The following is a 19,198-nucleotide window of genomic DNA, read 5'->3' on the forward strand; positions in this document are numbered from 1 at the left end:
CGGAAAGTGCTATGCAAGCCCGTTTGGCGATCAATTTCGACACGAACTTCCATGTCGTCTTCAGCAGTGAACTTCTTCTTAGTTGCCGAAGCCAGCGCCTGCTCCAAAGCAGAAAACACTACATCCCGGCTAACGTTCTTCTCGCTAGCCAGGGCGTCAACCAGCAACAAAATCTCGCGACTCATTCATTCCTCCGGATACATTGTCCTTTTTGTGAGAGAAACGCCTGACCTGATCAGAACTCGGGCTCGATACGAGCCTTGTCGATATTGGACAGTGCGATCTCCACAATCCGGCCTTCCACCTCAAGCTTGAGCACACCATCCTCAACGCCAGATAGACGACCGGTAAATTTCTTTTGCTGCTCGACAGGCAGACGTGTGCGCAGCTTGGCAAGCTGTCCCGCGAAACGCACAAAATCGGCCTCTTTTTTCAGAGGGCGATCTAGACCCGGACTTGACACTTCAAGCCGGCTGTAATCGATATTTTCTACCATGAACAAACGGGTCATGTGATTACTGACCGATACACAGTCCTCAATCGTCACGCCACCTTCTTTATCCATAAAAACACGCAGGCCACCGCCCGGGGTCAGCTCACAATCAACCAGCTCGAACCCCAGACCAGGCAGGGTATTTTCCAACAGCAGACGGACATCCATTGCATTTTCCACAAATAAAAAATGGGCGAACCGCCCATCACTAAATATCGGTCAGTGTAACCCATTCAGCGCAAAAAGAAAATGCTGCCCTACTCCTATATAGGCAGCAACGGGGGAGTCAAGCAGCTATGACAAACAACAGTTTTGCACTAGTCTTTTAGTTACGGTAAATTAACGTGGCCTACTGCGGTTATTATCGCGTACGGAATAAGCAAAACAGTACCGGCACATATAATGACCGGCAAAACGCAAGCACGATGGAGGAACAGCAGGCTATGGAAAAAATCTGGTTCAAAAATTATCAGGCCGGTGTTGCACACGAAATCAACATCAATACATTCAAATCGATCATCGAAGTGTTCGATGCCAGCGTAGCTAAGTTTCGCGACCGTCCTGCCGTCGTCTGCATGGACAAGCAACTGAGCTATGGCGAACTGGACCAGCAAGTCAGCCATTTTGCTTCCTATCTGCAAAACACACTCAAGCTGAACAAGGGCGACCGCGTCGCCCTGATGATGCCCAATCTGCTGCAATACCCCGTTTCCGTTTTTGGCACGCTGCGTGCAGGCTGCACCGTTGTCAACGTCAACCCGCTTTACACGCCGCGTGAACTTGAGCACCAGCTGAATGATTCCGGCGCCGAGACCATTGTTATTCTGGAGAATTTCGCCTCGGTACTGGAAGATGTCATCCGCCGCACCAAGGTTAAAAATGTCATCATCGCCTCGATCGGCGACATGCTGGGCTTCCCCAAAGGCGCCATCGTCAATTTTGTGGTGCGCAAGATCAAGAAAATGGTACCCGCCTGGCATCTGCCCGGCCACACCCGTTTCAACGACGCGCTAGCTCAAGGCAGCAAACACACCTACCGCAAAGTTGATATCGGCCATGAAGATATCGCCTTTTTGCAATATACCGGCGGCACCACCGGCGTTTCCAAAGGCGCCATGCTGCTGCATCGCAATATTGTCGCCAATATGCTGCAAGCCGGCGCCTGGATCAAGCCCGGCATCCGCGAAGGTCAGGAGGTTATTGTCACCGCCCTGCCGCTGTATCATATCTTCTCGCTCACTGCCAACCTAATGGCCTTTACCGAAATCGGCGCACTGAATGTACTGATCAGCAACCCGCGCGACATTCCGGGCTTCGTCAAGGAATTGAAAAAGCACAAAATCACCGCCATCACCGGCGTCAATACGCTATTCAATGCCCTGCTGAACAACCCGGAATTCAAGACCATCGATTTTTCCAGCTGGCGCTTGTCGCTGGGCGGTGGCATGGCGGTACAGCGTGCAGTGGCCGAACGCTGGAAGCAGACCACAGGCGTCACGCTGATCGAGGCCTATGGCCTGACCGAAACCAGCCCGGCGGCCTGCATGAACCCGCTGGATCTAAAAGAATACAATGGCACCATCGGCCTGCCTGTCCCCTCGACCGACATCCAGATCCGCGATGTAGACGGCAAGGAAGTCGCGCAAGGCGAAGCCGGCGAGCTATGCATCAAGGGCCCGCAGGTCATGAAAGGCTACTGGCAGCGGCCGGATGAAACGGCCAAGGCCATTGATGCCGACGGCTTCCTCGCCACAGGCGACATGGCGATCATGACTCCAGACGGTTTCGTCAAACTGGTCGATCGCAAGAAAGACATGATTCTGGTTTCCGGCTTTAATGTCTACCCCAACGAGATCGAGGACGTCGTCGCCATGCACCAGGGAGTCATGGAAGTCGCCTGCATCGGCATTCCAGACGAACGCTCGGGCGAAGTGGTTAAAGTCTTCGTCGTTCGCAAAGACCCTGCCCTGACCGCTGAATCCGTACTTGAGCACTGCCGCGCCAACCTGACCGGTTACAAAGTACCAAAATTTGTCGAGTTTCGTGATGAACTTCCCAAGACCAACGTTGGCAAGATACTACGCCGCGCACTGCGCGACGAGCATGTAGCCAAACAGGCCTGATTGGCATTAGACCCAACACCCCGCCACGGCAACGCCTTGCGCCGCGGCGGGGTTTTCCTTTGATCGGCCACCCCAGCCGGAGCCTGCCATGCTGATGCTGCCCTTTTTCAAGTTGATGGCCGAAACCAAAGCCAGCGACACCTTCTACACCAGCCACGCCCCCATCCAGATCAAAATTGACGGTGTCCTGCGCCCGGTCAACGATAAGCCCCTAAGCCCGGATAATATCCAGCACCTGGCTTACAGCCTGATGAACGAGAGTGAAATTGCCATCTTCGAGCGCGAGATGGAAATGAACTTTGCACGGCAAGCGGAAGGCTTAGGCAACTTCCGGGTCAATATCTTCCGTCAGCGCGGCAACGTCGCCATGGTTATCCGCCACATTGCCCCTAAAATACCGTCACTGGATGAACTGAACCTACCAATCACCCTGCATGAACTGGTCAAACTCAAGCGCGGCCTGGTCATTGTTGTCGGCGCGACCGGTTCGGGTAAAAGCTCGACCGTAGCCGCCATGCTGAACCTGCGCAACAGCTTGCAAAGCGGGCACATCCTGACGGTAGAAGACCCGGTAGAGTTCCTGTTCAGCCATCAGAAGTCTATCGTTAACCAGCGCGAGATCGGCATAGATACCCACTCTTATGCTGCAGCGCTTAAAAACGCGATGCGCGAGGCGCCTGATGTCCTGATGATAGGCGAGATCCGCGATGCCGAAACGCTGACTCATGCCATCAACTATGCCCAATCAGGCCATTTATGCATCACCACGCTGCACGCCAATAACAGCTATCACATGCTGAACCGCATCATCAGCTTCTTCCCGCCAGAGTCCCGCAATGCTTTATTGATGGACTTGTCGGTCTCGCTCAAGGCCGTGGTATCGCAACGCCTGGTTCCCACCCCTCAGGGCAAGCTGATTCCGGCAGTCGAACTACTGGTCAATACTCCGCATATCGCCGACCTGATCCGTGGCGGAGAAATCGACAAGATCAAGGATGCCATCGAAGCGTCGATGTCGGACGGTTCGCAGACTTTCGAGCGCTCATTGTTTAAGCTCTACAATTCGGGCCACATCAGCCTGGATGAAGCAATGAAAAATGCCGACTCCCCGACCAATCTGTACTGGCTGATCAATCACGTCAGCGACAAAAAGAAACCCGCCCCCCAAAGCGGAAACCCGGCTTCGTCTGCCGACGCCCCTGACTTTGGCGGCTTTACCCTTAAATAATATCCGAGCCCATGATTACTATTTACGGCATTCCCAATTGCAGCACCGTCAAGAAAGCCCGCCTGTGGCTGAACGAACAGCAACTGGACAGCACGTTTCACGATTTCAAGAAACAGGGCATCGATACAGTCACGCTGAGCCGCTGGCTAAGACACACCAGCCTCGCCACACTGATCAACCGCAAAGGGACAACTTGGCGTGCGCTCTCAGATGAAGACAAACTGCGGGCCGACAGCCCGGACTCGGCTATTGCCCTCATGATGGAAAAGCCTTCTCTCATCAAGCGGCCGGTACTCGAACAAGGATCACAACTTTTGGTCGGTTTTAGCGAAGACAGCTATCAGGCGCTGAAGCCATGACGCGTACCGAAGAGCTGGCCATTGAACTGATACGCCGCGACTCCATCACGCCTCGCGACGCTGGCTGTCAGGAGAGCATGATAGTCCGCCTCGAAGCCATGGGCTTTAGCATCGAGCGCATGCGTTTTGGTGATGTGGACAATTTCTGGGCACGGCGCGGCCAAGACGGGCCCTTATTATGCTTTGCCGGCCACACCGATGTCGTGCCAACCGGCCCTATCGAAGACTGGGTCAGCCCGCCATTCGAGCCTGCCATTCGTAACGGACTGCTGTTTGGCCGTGGCGCGGCCGACATGAAAGCTTCGCTGGCGGCCTTCATCACCGCTATCGAAGACTTTATCGCCACCCACCCCACACATCCCGGCTCGATCGCACTATTGATCACCTCGGACGAGGAAGGCGCAGCAATCAACGGTAGCGTGCGCGTCGTGGATACGCTGCAGGCGCGCGGCACGATCATAGACTGGTGCATCGTCGGAGAGCCCACCTCGGACCAGGCCTTGGGCGACACGATCAAAAACGGCCGCCGCGGCTCGCTCTCCGGCACGCTGACCATACACGGCAAGCAAGGACATATTGCCTACCCGCAGCTCGCCAGAAATCCGGTCCACCTGATGGCAAACGCACTGTCAGAGCTCATCAGTACCCGCTGGGACGAAGGCAATGCCCACTTCCCGCCAACCAGCTTCCAAATATCCAACCTGAACGCGGGAACAGGTGCGGGCAACGTGATTCCGGGTAGCGCAGAGATCAGGTTCAATTTCCGTTTTTCCACGGAAAACACTGCGGACACCCTCAAGACCAGGTTACACGCCATCCTTGACCGTTACGAGCTGGACTATTCCTTGGCGTGGACACTGGGCGGAGAGCCATTCTTGACGCCGCCCGGCGTACTGAGCGCAGCGATCAGCGCGGCCATCCGCAGCGAAACAGGACGGACACCGGAACTGTCTACAGGAGGCGGCACTTCGGACGGGCGTTTTATCAAACGGATAGCAGGCGAGCTCATCGAATTCGGCCCCATCAATGCCACTATCCACCAGCTGAACGAATGCGTAGCCCTCAAGGATATTGCCACGCTATCGACCATTTACCGGCGCACACTGGAAAACCTGCTTCTTTAAGCGAATTGCATCTAGACTGAATCCGGCAAGCCCACTCCAAGCTTGCCGGTTCGCTTTTTGTGCCTTTTATTCATGGCGGGCCGGCCCGCTGGCGCGGGACTGTCTATTCCCGTCTCCAGCTTGAATGAGATTATTAGCCAGCAGAGGTATGATCCGGCGCTATGGAACTTGAAATCATCAAAATATTTACGGCATTGCTCGTACTGGTCAATCCGCTGGGCGCAATACCGGTTTTTATCAGTCTGACCCCAAACTCATCACAGGCCGAGCGTAAAACGATCGCAAAAACAACAGCATCGACCGTTGCCATCGTGATGATTCTCTTTGCACTGGTTGGCGATGCCTTGCTCAAATTTCTGGGCATCAGCATCGGTTCGTTTCAGGTCGGTGGCGGCATGCTCTTGATGCTGATCGCCATTTCATTGATGAATGCCAAATCATCGCCGACCAAGACGACCAAGCAGGAGCGGGAGGAAGCGGAAGCCAAGACCAATATCGCAGTCGTGCCTATGGCCATCCCGCTGATGATGGGCCCCGGCACCATGTCTACCGTCATCATTTATGCCAGTGCCGCCAAGGACTGGCTGCAATTATTGACGCTGATCATCAGCGGTTTGCTGGTTGCCGCCACCTGCTACATCACACTGGTACTGGCAACGCCTATCGGCCGCATTCTGGGCCAGACCGGCATCAATATCGTCAACCGGGTCATGGGGATGATATTGGCCGCGCTGTCGGTGGAAATTATCGTGGACGGGGTTTTCCGCCTTTTCCCGCAACTGACCCGCTAACCATCAGGTGGCACCGGACAAGTCTGGCGCCACCCTTTTTTTGCCACTGTCTCCGCTAGCCTGTTCCTATTTAGCCTATACGCACAATCTATTATTGTTATCGACCCCAATCTTTGCATGATTAACGGTTAAAATACCCGGCCGAACCCGCAGCAAGGCAAGCGTCCATGAGTAAGCACTCTTTTCTACGTCTCGCCCTGGCGTTCACTTTGCTGGCACTGATTGCCGGCTTTTTTGCCTGGGGCGGCAGCGCATGGCTCAGCCTTGAACGCATCCATCAGCATCTTGCCTCATGGCGCGCCTTGCTGGATGCGCATTATTTCAGCGGCGTACTGGTCTATTTCACGCTCTATGTACTGGCAACAGCCCTGTCCCTGCCCGGTGCCACCTTGCTCACCCTGCTGGGCGGCGCACTGTTCGGCCTAGTTGCCGGCACCGTCATTATTTCACTGGCCAGCACACTGGGCGCCACGCTGGCCTTCCTGTCGGCGCGCTATCTGCTGCGCGCCAGCATTGAGCGCCGCTTTAGCAAAGCGATGCAGACCGTGAATGCCGGGCTGGCACAAGAAGGCCGCAGCTATCTGTTCGGCCTGCGGCTGGTACCGCTATTTCCCTTTTTTGTCGTCAATCTGGTGATGGGTCTCACCCGTATGCGGGTGTCTACCTATGCCTGGGTGAGCCAGCTGGCGATGCTGCCGGCTACCTTGGTGTATGTGAATGCCGGGCAACAACTGGGCAGCCTGCACAGCCTGTCCGGCATTGTCTCGCCGCTGATGCTGCTCTCCTTCGTGCTGCTGGCCGCCCTGCCGCTCTCCAGCTCCATACTGTTGCGCCGCTGGCGCTTGCGCACACGACTGGCCCCATGGCGTAAACCGGCCTCCTTCGACATCAATCTTGTCGTCATCGGTGGCGGGGCGGCCGGCTTGGTGGCGTCTTATATCGCAGCGAAGGCAGGAGCCCGGGTTGCCCTGATAGAAGCGAAAGCACTGGGCGGCGATTGCCTGAATACCGGCTGCGTCCCCTCCAAGGCATTGATACGCTCGGCCAAGCTGGCACACGAAGCACGCCATGCTGCCGATTACGGTCTTAGCGGCAATCTGCACGTCCCTTTCCGCGACGTGATGGCGAGGGTAAAACGCATCATCGCCCGCATCGAGCCGCATGATTCGGCTGCACGCTATACGGCGCTGGGGGTCGAATGCATCTCCGGGCACGCCCGCATCATTTCCCCGTGGCAGGTCAAAGTTGGCGAGCGCACGCTCAGCACCCGCGCCATCATCATTGCCACCGGCGCCCAGCCGGCGATACCCGCCATAGACGGCCTGGCTGATTGCGCACCCTTGACCTCGGATACGCTATGGTCGCTCACCGACCTGCCTGAACACCTGCTGGTCATCGGTGGCGGTGCCATAGGCTGCGAGCTATCACAGGCTTTTGCCCGTCTGGGCAGCAAGGTCACGCTCCTCGAAGCCGGCACGCAATTGCTGCCGCGCGACGACAACGATGCGGCGCTAGCCATACAGGCTGCGCTACGCGCCGACGGCGTCAATGTCGTCTGTCAGGCCAGCCTTCTGCACTTCAGTTGCGACGCAGAAGGTAAAATGCTGCGTTATAGCCATCAGGGCCAGGAGCAGCAACTGTCCTTCGATCAAGTCCTGCTGGCCACCGGCCGCAAACCCCGCCTTAGCGGCTTCGGGCTGGAAGAACTGGGTCTGTTGGACGAAGGAAAACTGACACTGGACACCGCGCTGGCGACGCGCATACCGCATATTTTCGCCTGTGGCGATGTGGCCGGCCCTTACCAGTTTACCCATATGGCCGCGCAGCAAGGCTGGATCGCTGCCGTCAATGCGCTGCAGGGTCTGCGCCGCTTCAAGGCCGACACCAGCCTGGTGCCGGTATCGGTGTTTACCTCACCGGAACTGGCCCGCATCGGCCTGACCGAAAACGAGGCGCTGGCGCAAGGTATTGCATACGAAACCACCCGGCTGGATCTGGCCGAGCTGGATAGAGCCATCGCCGACGAAGCCAATCACGGCTTTATCAAGGTCCTGACCGCCAAGGGCAGCGACCGTATTTTAGGTGTCAGCATCGTTGCCGAACGTGGCGCCGACATGCTGGCCGAGTGGACACTGGCCATGAAACACAATCTCGGGCTCAAGAAGGTGCTGGCCACCATCCATGCCTATCCGACCTGGATGGAAGGCAATAAGGCCGTTGCCGGCTTATGGCAGCAAGACCACACCCCGGCGTGGGCACTAGGCCTTGCACGCCGGTTTTTGCAACGCGCTCGCAAATAAGGCATCCGCAACAGGACAAACATGAAGCACACGCTATTGACCACGCTCTTGCTGGCGCTACTCAGCCCTGTCGCCAGCGCCAACTGGAACGACACCCTGGCTCAGGCCCGCGGCCAAACCGTCTACTTCAACGCATGGGGTGGCAGCGAGCCGATCAACCGCTATATCGCATGGGCAGGCGCTGAAACCCAAAAGCGTTATGGCGTCACCGTCAAACACGTCAAAATTGCCGATACCGCCGAGGTAATACGCAGGGTGGCAGCAGAAAAAGCCGCCGCCCGCCGCCAAGGCGGCAGCGTCGATCTGGTATGGCTCAACGGCGAAAATTTCCGCGCAATGAAACAGCAGGGCCTGCTGTCGGCAGCATTTGCCCAAGCCCTGCCCAACTGGCGCTATGTAGACCGCAACTTGCCGGTCGAGCATGATTTTGCCGAGCCGACTCAGGGACTGGAATCGCCATGGGGCGGAGCACAGCTCACCTTTATTGCCGAGCGCAATACGGTGGCGACGCCGCCGGACTCTATGCTCAGCCTGCTGGCCTTTGCCCAGAAGCACCCGGGCCGGGTCAGCTACCCCAAACCGCCACAGTTTCACGGCACCAGTTTTCTCAAGCAGGCCCTGCTCGAACTCACCCCGACACCGGCGCTATTGCAACAGCCGGTGACAGCCGCCAATTTCGCGCGCGCCAGCCAGCCCTTATGGGCCTATCTCGAGCGCCTGCACCCCGCACTATGGCGCCAAGGCAAGGCTTTTCCCGCTTCGGGCGAACAGACCCTGCAGATGATGGCTGACGGCGAGTTGCTGCTGGGCATCAGCTTTAACCCCAATGAAGTGCCCAATCAGGTCGCCAGCGCCCGCCTGCCCAAAACCGCCTACAGCTATGGCCACAAGGCCGGCATGCTGGCCAATGTGCACTTTGTCGCCATTCCGTTTAACGCCAAGGCCGCGGCCGGCGCACAGGTACTGGCCAACTTCCTGCTTTCCCCCGAAGCGCAAGCCAGAAAAGCCGATATTGCCGTTTGGGGCGACCCCAGCGTGCTGGATGCGGCCAAGCTACCGGCAGCACAACAAGCTGCCTTGCTCAAACGCGCACCCGGCAGCTTGCCTGCCAGCGTACGCGCCCTGCCCGAACCGCACGCCAGCTGGGTCGATGCACTGGAAAAAGAATGGTTGCGCCGCTACGGCCAGGCCGGCGGCAGCCGCTAAAGCATGGCGCAACTGACTCTGGCGCTGTTTAGCCTGCTGTTTGCCTTGCCGCTGCTGGCGGCGCTTGTCCTGGCGCTGCTGCCGGCCTTATCGCCGGCCGCTTTTGCATCGTTATGGGCACAAGCACAATTCCTGCCGGCACTGGGCAGTAGCTTGGTGTCCGCCTTGCTGGGCACCACGACGGCCTTGCTGCTGTCGCTCACGCTAGCGCGCGGCTTGTATCTCAGCCGCGCCTGGCCGCGCCTGTGCTCACACTTGTCGCCGATGCTGGCGCTTCCGCATGCAGCCTTTGCCATCGGGCTTGTGTTCCTGATCGCCCCTGGCGGCTGGCTGGTGCGGGCCTTTGCCTCCCTTGCCGGCACCCCTGCTTTTGCGCCGGACTGGATCACCGTCAACGACCCGTGGGGGCTCGCTCTGGCACTCGCCTTGTGCCTGAAGGAAACCCCGTTTTTACTGTGGAATATCGCCCTGTTGCTGGCCAGACCTGAAATCGCGCCCCAGACGCAAGTCGCCGCTAGTCTCGGTTACGCATCACAGAAAATATGGCGCTGGATCATCCTGCCACAGTTGCTGCCGCGCCTGGCCTGGCCCTTGTGCGCGGTACTGGCCTACTCGCTGACCGTCATCGACATGGCGATCGTCATCGGCCCCACCACCCCGCCCACACTGGCGGTACTGCTATGGCAATGGCTGCAGGATGCCGACCCGCAACTGGCGGCGCCGGCCATGGCCGGCAGCTGGCTATTGGCCATATTGACCGGCGTCTTCTTGCTGGCCGGTGCCGGCCTGTGGCGGCTATGGGGCGCCCGGACGCGCATGCCTGACGGCGTCCGCGGCCACCGCGCCCCCCCGGGTCTGGCCGCCGCCTTGGCTACAAGCCTGCTGGCTGTTTATCTTGCAGTACTGCTGCTGACGCTGCTCTGGTCGTTCGCCGGCTTGTGGCTGTTTCCCGAGCCGTGGCCGCAAAGTTTCACCCTTGCCGCGTGGCAAAATAGCGGCGATACCCTGACCGCCAATCTGGTGACCAGCGTGTGTCTGGCGATAGCCAGCACAGTGGCGGCCCTGACGCTCGCGCTATTGTGGCTGGAATACGGCCCGGCTCACCGGCTAGGCCATAGCCTGCTGCTCGCCCCCTTGCTCCTGCCACAAGTGTTGCTGGTGGCCGGCCTTTACCGTCTGGCGCTGCCATGGCAATGGGAGGGTTCGTTGGTTACCGTCGTCTGGGCCCAGCTATTCTGGGTATTTCCCTATGTAATGATCGTGCTCGCGCCGGCCTATCGCCGCTTCGATGCGCGCTATTTGACCTTGGCGCAAGCACTGGGGCATACGCGCCTGAGCGCCTGCTGGCGCATCAAATGGCCCATGCTTGCCCGCCCCATCGCCGCCGCTGCCGCCGTGGGTGTAGCCGTCAGTGTGGCGCAATACCTGCCTACCCTGTATCTGGGCGCCGGACGCATCAGCACGCTGACCACCGAAGCGGTGGCGCTGTCTGCCGGCGGCAACCGCCGCGTGATGGCGGTCTACGCCCTGCTTGCCACCTTGCTGCCGCTGCTGGCCTTTATGCTCGCCCGTGCGCTACCCGACCCTGAAAAACGCCATGCTTGAACTGAATGCCCTCACCCTGACCTTGCCCGATGGCCGCCTGATCGGCCCCGTAAGCTGCAACATCGCGTCCGGTGAAATCCTCACCCTGATGGGGCCCTCCGGTTGCGGGAAATCGAGCATTCTGGCGGCGCTGGCCGGCACCTTGCCGCCAGCCATCCGCCTGTCTGGACAGCTGCACCTGGCGGGCCGCGCCCTGAACTCCATGCCGATAGAACAACGCCGGATAGGGCTGCTGTTTCAGGATGCACTGTTGTTCCCGCATATGAGTGTGGCGGAAAACCTCGCCTTCGCCCTGCCCGCTGCCGTTCGCGGCCGCGCTCGCAAGGATGCCGTGATACAGGCGCTGCAACAGGCCGAACTGGCCGGGCTTGGTGCTCGCTCACCGGTGACGCTGTCCGGCGGTCAAGCCGCACGCGTGGCGCTGATGCGTGCCCTGCTGGCCGAGCCGGCGGCCTTGCTGCTGGACGAACCCTTCTCGCGTCTGGATACCCGCCTGCGCGCCGACATGCGCGACTTTGTTTACCGCCACCTGCGCGCGCGCGCCATCCCGGCCTTGCTGGTCACCCACGACAGCAGCGATGTGCCTGCCGGCGGACGCATTATTCAGCTGGAGTTGCCTGATGCTCGATAGTCTATTACTGCCGCTGCTGGCGCGGCCCTTGAAATATCTGGCACGCACACTCAAGCGCTATGGCGTAAGTGCCGACAGCGTCACGCTGGCCGCCTTCGCTATCGGCATGGCCGCGGCCACCGCCATCGCCCTACACCAATTTATCACCGGCCTCATACTGATTTTGCTATCGCGCCTGCTCGATGGGCTGGACGGCACGCTGGCGCGCCTGAGTACCCCCACCGACCGCGGCGCCTTTCTCGATATCAGTCTGGATTTTTTGTTTTACTCATCCATCCCGTTTGCTTTTGCCTTGGCGGCGCCCGAAGCCAATGCCTTGGCGTCCGCCGCACTGATTTTTGCCTTTGTCGGCACCGGCACCAGCTTTCTGGCCTTTGCCGTGATCGCGGAAAAACGCAAGCTGGGCAGCACCGTCTACCCCAACAAGGGCATTTACTATCTGGGCGGGCTGACCGAAGCCAGCGAGACGCTGGCCTGCTTCGCACTGATGTGCTTGCTCCCCCACTACTTTGCGCTGTTCGCCTGGGGCTTTGCCGCACTATGTGCACTCACGACCCTGAGCCGGCTTGCCGCCGGCTGGCACAGCTTTAACGGACCCTCAGCATGAAACCCTGCAAATTCGCCCTATTGCTGGCACTGGCAACCACACCGCTGCTGGCTGCCGACCTTGTCGCCGGCGCTTTCAGCCAAGGCACGCTCACCGGATGGGACAATAAAGCCTTCAAGGGCGAGACCCGCTACCGGCTGGTGAAAGATGAAACCAGCGGCAAGACCGTACTGATGGCACAAACCGAGGGCGGTGCCTCGGGGCAATTTCGCAAGCTCAAGGTCGATCTGAACCGCACCCCCTATCTCAACTGGCGCTGGAAAATCAGCAACACTTACAGCGGCGTCAATGAACGCAGCAAGAGCGGAGACGACTATCCGGCACGGGTGTATGTGGTGGACGAGCGCGGGCCATTCGGCATCAGCAGCCGCGCACTCAATTATGTGTGGTCCAGCAACCAGGCTGTAGGCAGCCGCTGGCCCAATGCCTTTGTCCCGCAGGCCATGCTGCAGGCCGTGGATAGCGGCAACGCCAAGGCCGGCCAGTGGGTCGCGCACAAGCGCAATGTACGCGAAGACCTGAAAGCGGCCTTCAACGAAGACTTCGACCACATCGACGCCGTGGCACTGATGACCGATGCCGATAACGCAGGCGGAAAAGCCAGCGCATGGTATGGCGACATCTGGTTCTCGGAAAAATAACACCGATGAAAAAACTGTTGCTGATAGGCGGTGGCCACAGCCATCTGTTCGTACTGGAAGCCCTGATACGCGCGCCCCGCCCCGATCTGGATGTCACGCTCATCACCCGCGACGTACTCGCACCCTATTCCGGCATGCTGCCCGGCATGGTCGCCGGGCTTTACTCGCCGGCAGAGATCCATATCGACCTCGCCCCGTTATGCACGGCCGCCGGCGTCAGGCTGATACACGGCACGGTCGACACACTGGATCTGGACAAGCACAGCGCAGGTGCGGGAGATCTCACGCTGGCTTTCGATTTGCTATCGCTGGACATCGGCTCCAGCCCGGAGCTTGCCGCCGTGCCCGGTGCGGCCACTTACGCCTGCGGCGTCAAACCGATAGACCAGTTTATCGCCGCCTTGCAGCAACTGGACAAACTGCCCGACGGGCAGCGTATCGTCGTAGTCGGTGCCGGTGCCGCCGGCGTCGAACTGGCTTTGGCGCTGATGGCACACAGCCGCAAGCAGCAGCGCCAAGACCGGATAGCGCTGCTGACCCGTAGCGGTGTGCTGCCGCGCCATCCCAAACGGGCCGCGAAAATGGCGGAAAGCGCCCTGCAGGCAGCAGGCATCCCGCTTGCCGGCGGCAGCGCCATCCGTCAGGTAGACCAAGGCGAACTGCAATTAAGCTCGGGGACCAGTTTCCCGTTTGATCTTTTGTTCTGGGCCAGCGGCTCCTCGCCCCAGCGCTGGCCGCAAGCGGCCGGCCTCGCCTGTGATCAAGCCGGCTTTGTTCTCGTGGACGACCACTTGCGATCGCTCAGCCACCGCCATGTATTTGCCGGCGGCGATATCGCCAGCCAGCTGGGGCAGTCGCATGACAAGGCCGGTGTCTATGCCGTGCGCCATGGCGCCATTCTGGCGCACAATCTGCTGGCGGCGCTGGATGGAGGCAAACTCAAGCACTACCGCCCGCAGCACGGCTATCTGTCGCTACTGGCCACCGGCGACGGCCGCGCGATTGGCTGCTGGCATGGCCTGTGTGTGAGCGGACGCTGGGTATGGCGGCTAAAAGACCGCATCGACCGCGGCTTTATGGCACGCTTCACGCGCCCGAACTAGCCCCGCCGCGCCTGCACCTCTACAATGCGCGGATGACTACACCAAGCTTTGTTCACCTCAGGCTGCATTCCGAATTTTCCGTCAGTGACGGCATCGTTCGCTTAAGCGACGCGATCAAGCGCGCCCACGCCGACCAGATGCCGGCGCTGGCCATGTCCGACCTGATGAATCTGTTCGGACTCGTCAAGTTTTACAAGGGCTGCCGCGACACCGGCATCAAGCCCATTATCGCCTGCGACATCTGGCTGGAAAACGCAGTCGACCGCGACAAGCCTTCGCGTTTGATGCTGATCGCCAAAAACCGGGCCGGTTACGGCCGCCTGTGCGAGCTCCTCGCCGCCGCCTTCACCCATAACCAGATCCGCGGCCGCGCCGAAATCAAGCGCGAATGGCTACAAGAGGGCGACAATGCCAACCTGATCTGTCTGTCCGGTGCACAACTGGGCGATGTGGGCGTCTCGCTGATCAACGGCAACCCCGAAGAAGCGCTCGCCCGCGCCCAAAGCTGGGCGGCGCTGTTTCCGGACAGTTTTTACCTGGAGATCCAGCGCGTCGACAATCCGCAGGTCGAGGCCATCGTACAGGCCACCCTGCGTCTGGCCGGCGACGCGGGTCTGCCGGTGGTCGCCACCCACCCCATCCAGTTCATGGATGCGGATGACTATATGGCGCACGAGGCCCGGGTGTGCATCGCCGAGGGCTACACCCTGTCCGACAAGCGCCGGCAAAAGAAATTTTCCGACTGCCAGTTCTTTCTCTCGAGTGCGCAGATGCAGGAGCGCTTCGCCGATGTGCCGGAAGCCTTGCAAAACTCGGTCGAAATCGCCAAGCGCTGCAACTTCACCGTCGAACTGGGCACCAACTACCTGCCGGATTTCCCGACGCCGGACGGCATGAGTCTGGACGACTTTATGGTGCAGGAAGCCAAAGCCGGGCTGGAAGAGCGCCTGATCGAGCTGTACCCCGACGGGGCAGAACGCGAAAACCAGCGCCAGCGCTATGTAGAGCGGCTCAAGTTCGAGACCGACACCATCATCCAGATGGGCTTCCCGGGCTATTTCCTGATCGTGGCCGACTTTATCAACTGGGCCAAGCTGAACGGCTGCCCGGTGGGCCCGGGCCGTGGCTCGGGTGCCGGTTCGCTGGTCGCCTATAGCCTGAAGATTACCGACATCGACCCGCTGGAATACGCGCTGCTGTTCGAACGCTTCCTGAATCCGGAACGGGTGTCGATGCCCGACTTCGACGTCGACTTCTGTCAGGACAACCGCTACCGCGTGATCGAGTATGTGCGCCAGAAATACGGTCAGGAGGCGGTATCGCAGATCGCCACCTTCGGCACCATGGCGGCCAAGGCGGTGATTCGTGACGTCGGGCGCGTGCTCGACCTGCCCTATATGTTCTGCGACCAGCTCTCCAAGCTGATTCCGGCAGCGCCAGGCAAGCAATATTCGCTGGACGATGCGGTGGCCATGGAGCCGGTACTCAAGGCGCGTCTGGAAAACGAGGAAGAAGTCGCCCAACTGTGGATACTGGCCAAGAAGCTTGAAGGCCTGACCCGCGGCATCGGCATGCACGCCGGCGGTGTACTGATCGCGCCGGGCAAGCTGACCGATTTCTGCCCGCTGTATCAGGCCTCGGGTGAAGACTCCGTATCGGTGTCGATGCTGGACAAGGACGATGTCGAAAAGATCGGGCTGGTGAAGTTCGACTTTCTGGGCCTCAGAAACCTGACCATTATCGATCTGGCCGCGCGCTATATCAAAAAACTGGACCCCAGTTTCGACACCGACCTGAACCTGTTGGAGTTCACCGATCCGGCCGCCTATCGCATCCTGCAGACGGCGAACACCACCGCCGTGTTCCAGCTGGAATCGGACGGCATGAAGCGCCTGCTGGAGAAGCTCAAGCCCGACCGCTTCGAAGACATTATTGCCGTGCTGGCACTGTATCGCCCGGGCCCATTGGGTTCGGGCATGGTCGACGACTTTATCCTGCGTAAAGCCGGCAAACAGGCGGTGGACTATTTCCACCCCGACTTGACCGCCTGTCTGGACCCGACTTACGGCGTGATCGTGTATCAGGAACAGGTGATGCAGATCTCGCAGATTATCGGCGGCTATACACTGGGTGGCGCCGACATGCTGCGCCGCGCGATGGGCAAGAAAAAAGCCGAGGAGATGGACAAGCACCGCGGCATTTTCACCGAGGGTGCCGAGCAAAAAGGCTACACCAAGGAGCTGGCCACCCATCTGTTCGACCTGATGGCGATGTTTGCCGAGTATGGCTTCAACAAGTCGCACACCGCCGCCTATGCCGTGGTGTCCTACCAGACCGCATGGCTGAAGGCACACCACTGCGCCGCCTTTATGGCCGCGACCATGTCCAGTGAACTGGACAACACCGACCAGCTGAAGATCTTTTACGACGACTCGGTCAGCAACGGCCTCAAGTTTTTGCCGCCCGACGTCAACGAAGGCTTCTACCGCTTCGTGCCGACCGACCGCTCGCACATCCGCTATGCACTGGGCGCCGTCAAGGGCACCGGTGAAGCCGCCGTCGAACATATTATCGCGGTGCGCGAGGCTAGCGGCCCGTTCAAGGATCTGTTCGACTTTTGCAGCCGTACCGACAAGCGCATCGTCAACAAGCGCACGGTAGAAGCATTGATTCGCGCCGGCGCTTTCGATGCACTGGAGAGCAACCGCGCCAAGCTGTTTGCCAACGTCGCGCTGGCGCTGGAAGCGGCCAGTCAGGAAGCGGCCAACGAGAATCAGGGCGGCCTGTTCGATATGTTCGGTGACGATGTAGTGCCACCGGTTCCGATGGTGGAAACCCGCGCCTGGACGCCAGCAGTACAGTTGGCCGAAGAAAAGCAGGCCATCGGCTACTATCTGTCCGGCCATCCGTTCAAGTCTTACGAAAAAGAGGTCCGCGGCTTTATCAAGACGCCGCTATCCCGCCTCATACCGCGCAAGGAGCCGCAGCTTCTGGCCGGCTTTGTCACCGGCATCCGCGTCAAGGTCGGCAATCGCGGCAAGATGGCTTTTGTCCAACTGGATGATGGCAGTGCCAAACTGGAAGTGTCGCTGTTTGCCGAGGGTTTTGACGCCAACCGCGACCGGCTGAAGGAAGACACCGTACTGGTGGTGGAGGGCAAGGTCAGCGAAGACAAGTTCTCCGGTGGCCTGCGCATTATTGCCGAGCATGTGTACGAACTGGGCGAAGCACGCAGCCGTTACGCGCGCTCGCTGGCGATCTCGCTCGATCACACTGCGGATGTGGGCAAGCTCAGAAGCACGCTGGTCGGTTACAAGAGCGAAGACGCCGGCTGCCCGGTACGCCTGCACTACAACAACGGCCAAGCCAAAGGCGAGCTGATGCTGCCCCCCGCCTGGGGGGTACGTCTGGACGATGCGCTCTTGCTGGCTCTGGACGAGACGCTGGGCGAAAGCCGCGCCAAGATCATCTGGTAAGGCTTACATCGGCAGGTGCGGGCCCAGCGTATTGATGGCCAGCACCGCACGGCGGTAACGGGCATGGGCGCGCGACACGGTGGAGACCGACAAATCCATCTGCCGCGCGGCCCCGCTGCAAGTCATGCCTTCGATCTCGATCAGCCATACTGCCTCGCGCGAGCGTTTTTTCAGCCCGATCAGGTCAGCGACCTGAGTAAAGAGTTCCAGTCTCATTGCACACCCCCTTTTTTTCCAGCATAGTGGCTTGCAGAAAAAATGCATGCCTTTGCCGTCTGCCGGCATCGGTTTCAGGGGGTCCCGCATGATTACCGTTTATCATTCCGAACACGTACAGGCTTACGTCCAAGCCTTGGGCAGCGCCCTGCCCGGGCATCGCGTTGTCCACACTATGCTCAAGCCGCAAACCGCGACCCGCTACGCCGTGGTCTGGAACCCGCCGCCCGGATTTTTTACCGGCCTGACCGATTTACAGGCGGTATTCGTGCTGGGTGCCGGTGTCGACCGTCTCGTTGCGCGTGAAGACCTGCCAGCGCACATCCCCATCTACCGGCTAAGCGATGCCGGCATGGCCGAGCAGATGATCGAATACGCACGCTATGGCGTCTTGCACTGGCAGCGCAGCTTTGATCTGTATCGCAACCAGCAGCAGCAACGCCAATGGCAGGTGCAGCCGGACCGGCGCAAACAGGACACACGGGTGAGTGTGCTGGGGCTAGGGGAAATGGGGGGGCGCGTCGCCACGGCATTGGCCGCCGAGGGCTATCAAGTCAACGGCTTCAGCCGTAGTGCACGAAGCCTCTCCGCTGTCACCTGCGTACACGGTGAGTCTGCGCTTGACGAGATGCTGGCGCACACCGATGTCCTCATCAATATGCTGCCCTTGACGCCTGCAACGCGTAGCTTGCTGGACGGCGCACGCCTGGCGCGACTGCCGGCGGGCGCTGCACTGATTCATGCCGGGCGCGGTGAACAACTGGATGAAAATGCCTTGCTGACGGCTCTTGATAGCGGCGCACTGCGCTTTGCCCTCTTGGATGTATTCAGCCTTGAACCGCTGGCGAAAACCCACCCGCTATGGGTGCACCCGCACGCGCTCATTACGCCGCATAGCGCCGCGCAGACGCTGATCAGCGCAGCCGTGCTGCAGATTTCGGCACGCATCAAGGCGCTGGAATTGGGGCAGTCGATTAGCGGCAAGGTCGAACGGGCCCGTGCCTATTAGACAGGCCGGCATTTACTGCAAAAAACGGGAATGAGGTACGACGCCAGAACGGCAGATACCGATAAAACCTGAAGCGAAGTTCGGGCACGGGGGCAAGAGGCCTGCCCGCGCCCGCAAGTCTTGCTTAGCGGCGGAACGAAGGTGCCGACGACGGGCCGCGTTCTTCCTTGTGACGGAAGCTGATGCGTGCCTTGGTCAGGTCATACGGTGACATTTCAACCGTCACCTTGTCGCCTTCCAGAATACGGATGCGGAATTTGCGCATTTTGCCCGAGGCGTAAGCCAC

General features: G+C 59.7%; 17 protein-coding genes and 1 pseudogene. 14 read left to right on the forward strand and 4 right to left on the reverse strand.

The genetic code is table 11. The annotated features are described in order from the left end of the window. Positions 1-185: NusA N-terminal domain-containing protein (locus ACRC1E_RS14475; protein ID WP_438515807.1), on the reverse strand; the 185-nt coding region annotated here is incomplete at its 3' end. A gap of 50 nt (positions 186-235) precedes the next feature. Continuing rightward, entirely contained in the window at positions 236-661 is a 426-nt protein-coding gene (gene rimP / locus ACRC1E_RS14480) for a ribosome maturation factor RimP (RefSeq protein ID WP_438515808.1), read from the reverse strand. 275 nt (positions 662-936) lie between these two features. On the opposite strand from rimP, the gene fadD reads away from it, so the two are divergent. The 13 genes from fadD (at position 937) to dnaE (ending at position 17,687) form a co-directional block, all read left to right on the forward strand. Then, a complete protein-coding gene (fadD, locus tag ACRC1E_RS14485; RefSeq protein WP_438515809.1) occupies positions 937-2,616 on the forward strand; it encodes a long-chain-fatty-acid--CoA ligase FadD in 1,680 nt (559 codons plus the stop codon). Positions 2,617-2,704: 88 nt separating this feature from the next. Beyond that, complete coding sequence (locus ACRC1E_RS14490) at positions 2,705-3,844, forward strand: PilT/PilU family type 4a pilus ATPase (RefSeq protein WP_438515810.1); 1,140 nt, start codon at positions 2,705-2,707, stop codon at positions 3,842-3,844. 11 nt (positions 3,845-3,855) lie between these two features. Continuing rightward, positions 3,856-4,203 (forward strand): ArsC family reductase, encoded by a 348-nt coding sequence (locus ACRC1E_RS14495; protein WP_438515811.1) that lies wholly within the window; start codon positions 3,856-3,858, stop codon positions 4,201-4,203. Then, entirely contained in the window at positions 4,200-5,327 is a 1,128-nt protein-coding gene (dapE, locus tag ACRC1E_RS14500) for a succinyl-diaminopimelate desuccinylase (RefSeq protein ID WP_438515812.1), read from the forward strand. The genes ACRC1E_RS14495 and dapE overlap by 4 nt, the downstream gene beginning before the upstream one ends. A 161-nt stretch (positions 5,328-5,488) precedes the next feature. Further along, positions 5,489-6,118 carry a MarC family protein gene (locus tag ACRC1E_RS14505; protein ID WP_438515813.1) on the forward strand — a complete coding sequence of 210 codons (630 nt, stop codon included), beginning with the start codon at positions 5,489-5,491 and terminating at the stop codon, positions 6,116-6,118. A 167-nt stretch (positions 6,119-6,285) separates the two neighbouring features. Further along, a complete protein-coding gene (locus tag ACRC1E_RS14510; protein WP_438515814.1) occupies positions 6,286-8,418 on the forward strand; it encodes an FAD-dependent oxidoreductase in 2,133 nt (710 codons plus the stop codon). 21 nt (positions 8,419-8,439) lie between these two features. Continuing rightward, complete coding sequence (locus tag ACRC1E_RS14515) at positions 8,440-9,624, forward strand: ABC transporter substrate-binding protein (protein ID WP_438515815.1); 1,185 nt, start codon at positions 8,440-8,442, stop codon at positions 9,622-9,624. 3 nt (positions 9,625-9,627) lie between these two features. Then, on the forward strand, positions 9,628-11,229 hold the full coding sequence (locus tag ACRC1E_RS14520; RefSeq protein ID WP_438515817.1) for an ABC transporter permease: 1,602 nt from the start codon (positions 9,628-9,630) through the stop codon (positions 11,227-11,229). Continuing rightward, positions 11,222-11,860: an ATP-binding cassette domain-containing protein gene (locus ACRC1E_RS14525; RefSeq protein WP_438515818.1), complete on the forward strand. Its 639-nt coding sequence runs from the start codon at positions 11,222-11,224 to the stop codon at positions 11,858-11,860. The genes ACRC1E_RS14520 and ACRC1E_RS14525 overlap by 8 nt, the downstream gene beginning before the upstream one ends. After that, on the forward strand, positions 11,850-12,467 hold the full coding sequence (locus ACRC1E_RS14530; protein WP_438515819.1) for a CDP-alcohol phosphatidyltransferase family protein: 618 nt from the start codon (positions 11,850-11,852) through the stop codon (positions 12,465-12,467). The genes ACRC1E_RS14525 and ACRC1E_RS14530 overlap by 11 nt, the downstream gene beginning before the upstream one ends. Next, entirely contained in the window at positions 12,464-13,108 is a 645-nt protein-coding gene (locus ACRC1E_RS14535; protein WP_438515820.1) for a DUF3047 domain-containing protein, read from the forward strand. Before ACRC1E_RS14530 ends, ACRC1E_RS14535 begins: the two co-directional genes overlap by 4 nt. 5 nt (positions 13,109-13,113) lie before the next feature. Then, positions 13,114-14,211, forward strand: a complete 1,098-nt coding sequence (locus tag ACRC1E_RS14540; protein ID WP_438515821.1) for an FAD-dependent oxidoreductase — start codon at positions 13,114-13,116, stop codon at positions 14,209-14,211. Between the two features lie 32 nt (positions 14,212-14,243). Next, entirely contained in the window at positions 14,244-17,687 is a 3,444-nt protein-coding gene (gene dnaE, locus ACRC1E_RS14545; protein WP_438515822.1) for a DNA polymerase III subunit alpha, read from the forward strand. A 3-nt stretch (positions 17,688-17,690) separates the two neighbouring features. Here the strand turns inward: dnaE and ACRC1E_RS14550 are convergent, their stop codons facing one another. After that, positions 17,691-17,903, reverse strand: a complete 213-nt coding sequence (locus tag ACRC1E_RS14550; RefSeq protein ID WP_438515823.1) for a sigma factor-like helix-turn-helix DNA-binding protein — start codon at positions 17,901-17,903, stop codon at positions 17,691-17,693. A gap of 88 nt (positions 17,904-17,991) precedes the next feature. Here ACRC1E_RS14550 and ACRC1E_RS14555 point away from each other — a divergent pair, with 88 nt between their 5' ends. Further along, complete coding sequence (locus tag ACRC1E_RS14555) at positions 17,992-18,912, forward strand: 2-hydroxyacid dehydrogenase (RefSeq protein WP_438515824.1); 921 nt, start codon at positions 17,992-17,994, stop codon at positions 18,910-18,912. A gap of 124 nt (positions 18,913-19,036) precedes the next feature. Here ACRC1E_RS14555 and ACRC1E_RS14560 read toward each other — a convergent pair. After that, positions 19,037-19,198, reverse strand: a pseudogene (locus ACRC1E_RS14560) (translation initiation factor IF-1); the annotation flags it as partial.

It is taken from the genome of Craterilacuibacter sp., from assembly GCF_051659485.1.
Classification (GTDB): domain Bacteria; phylum Pseudomonadota; class Gammaproteobacteria; order Burkholderiales; family Chromobacteriaceae; genus Craterilacuibacter.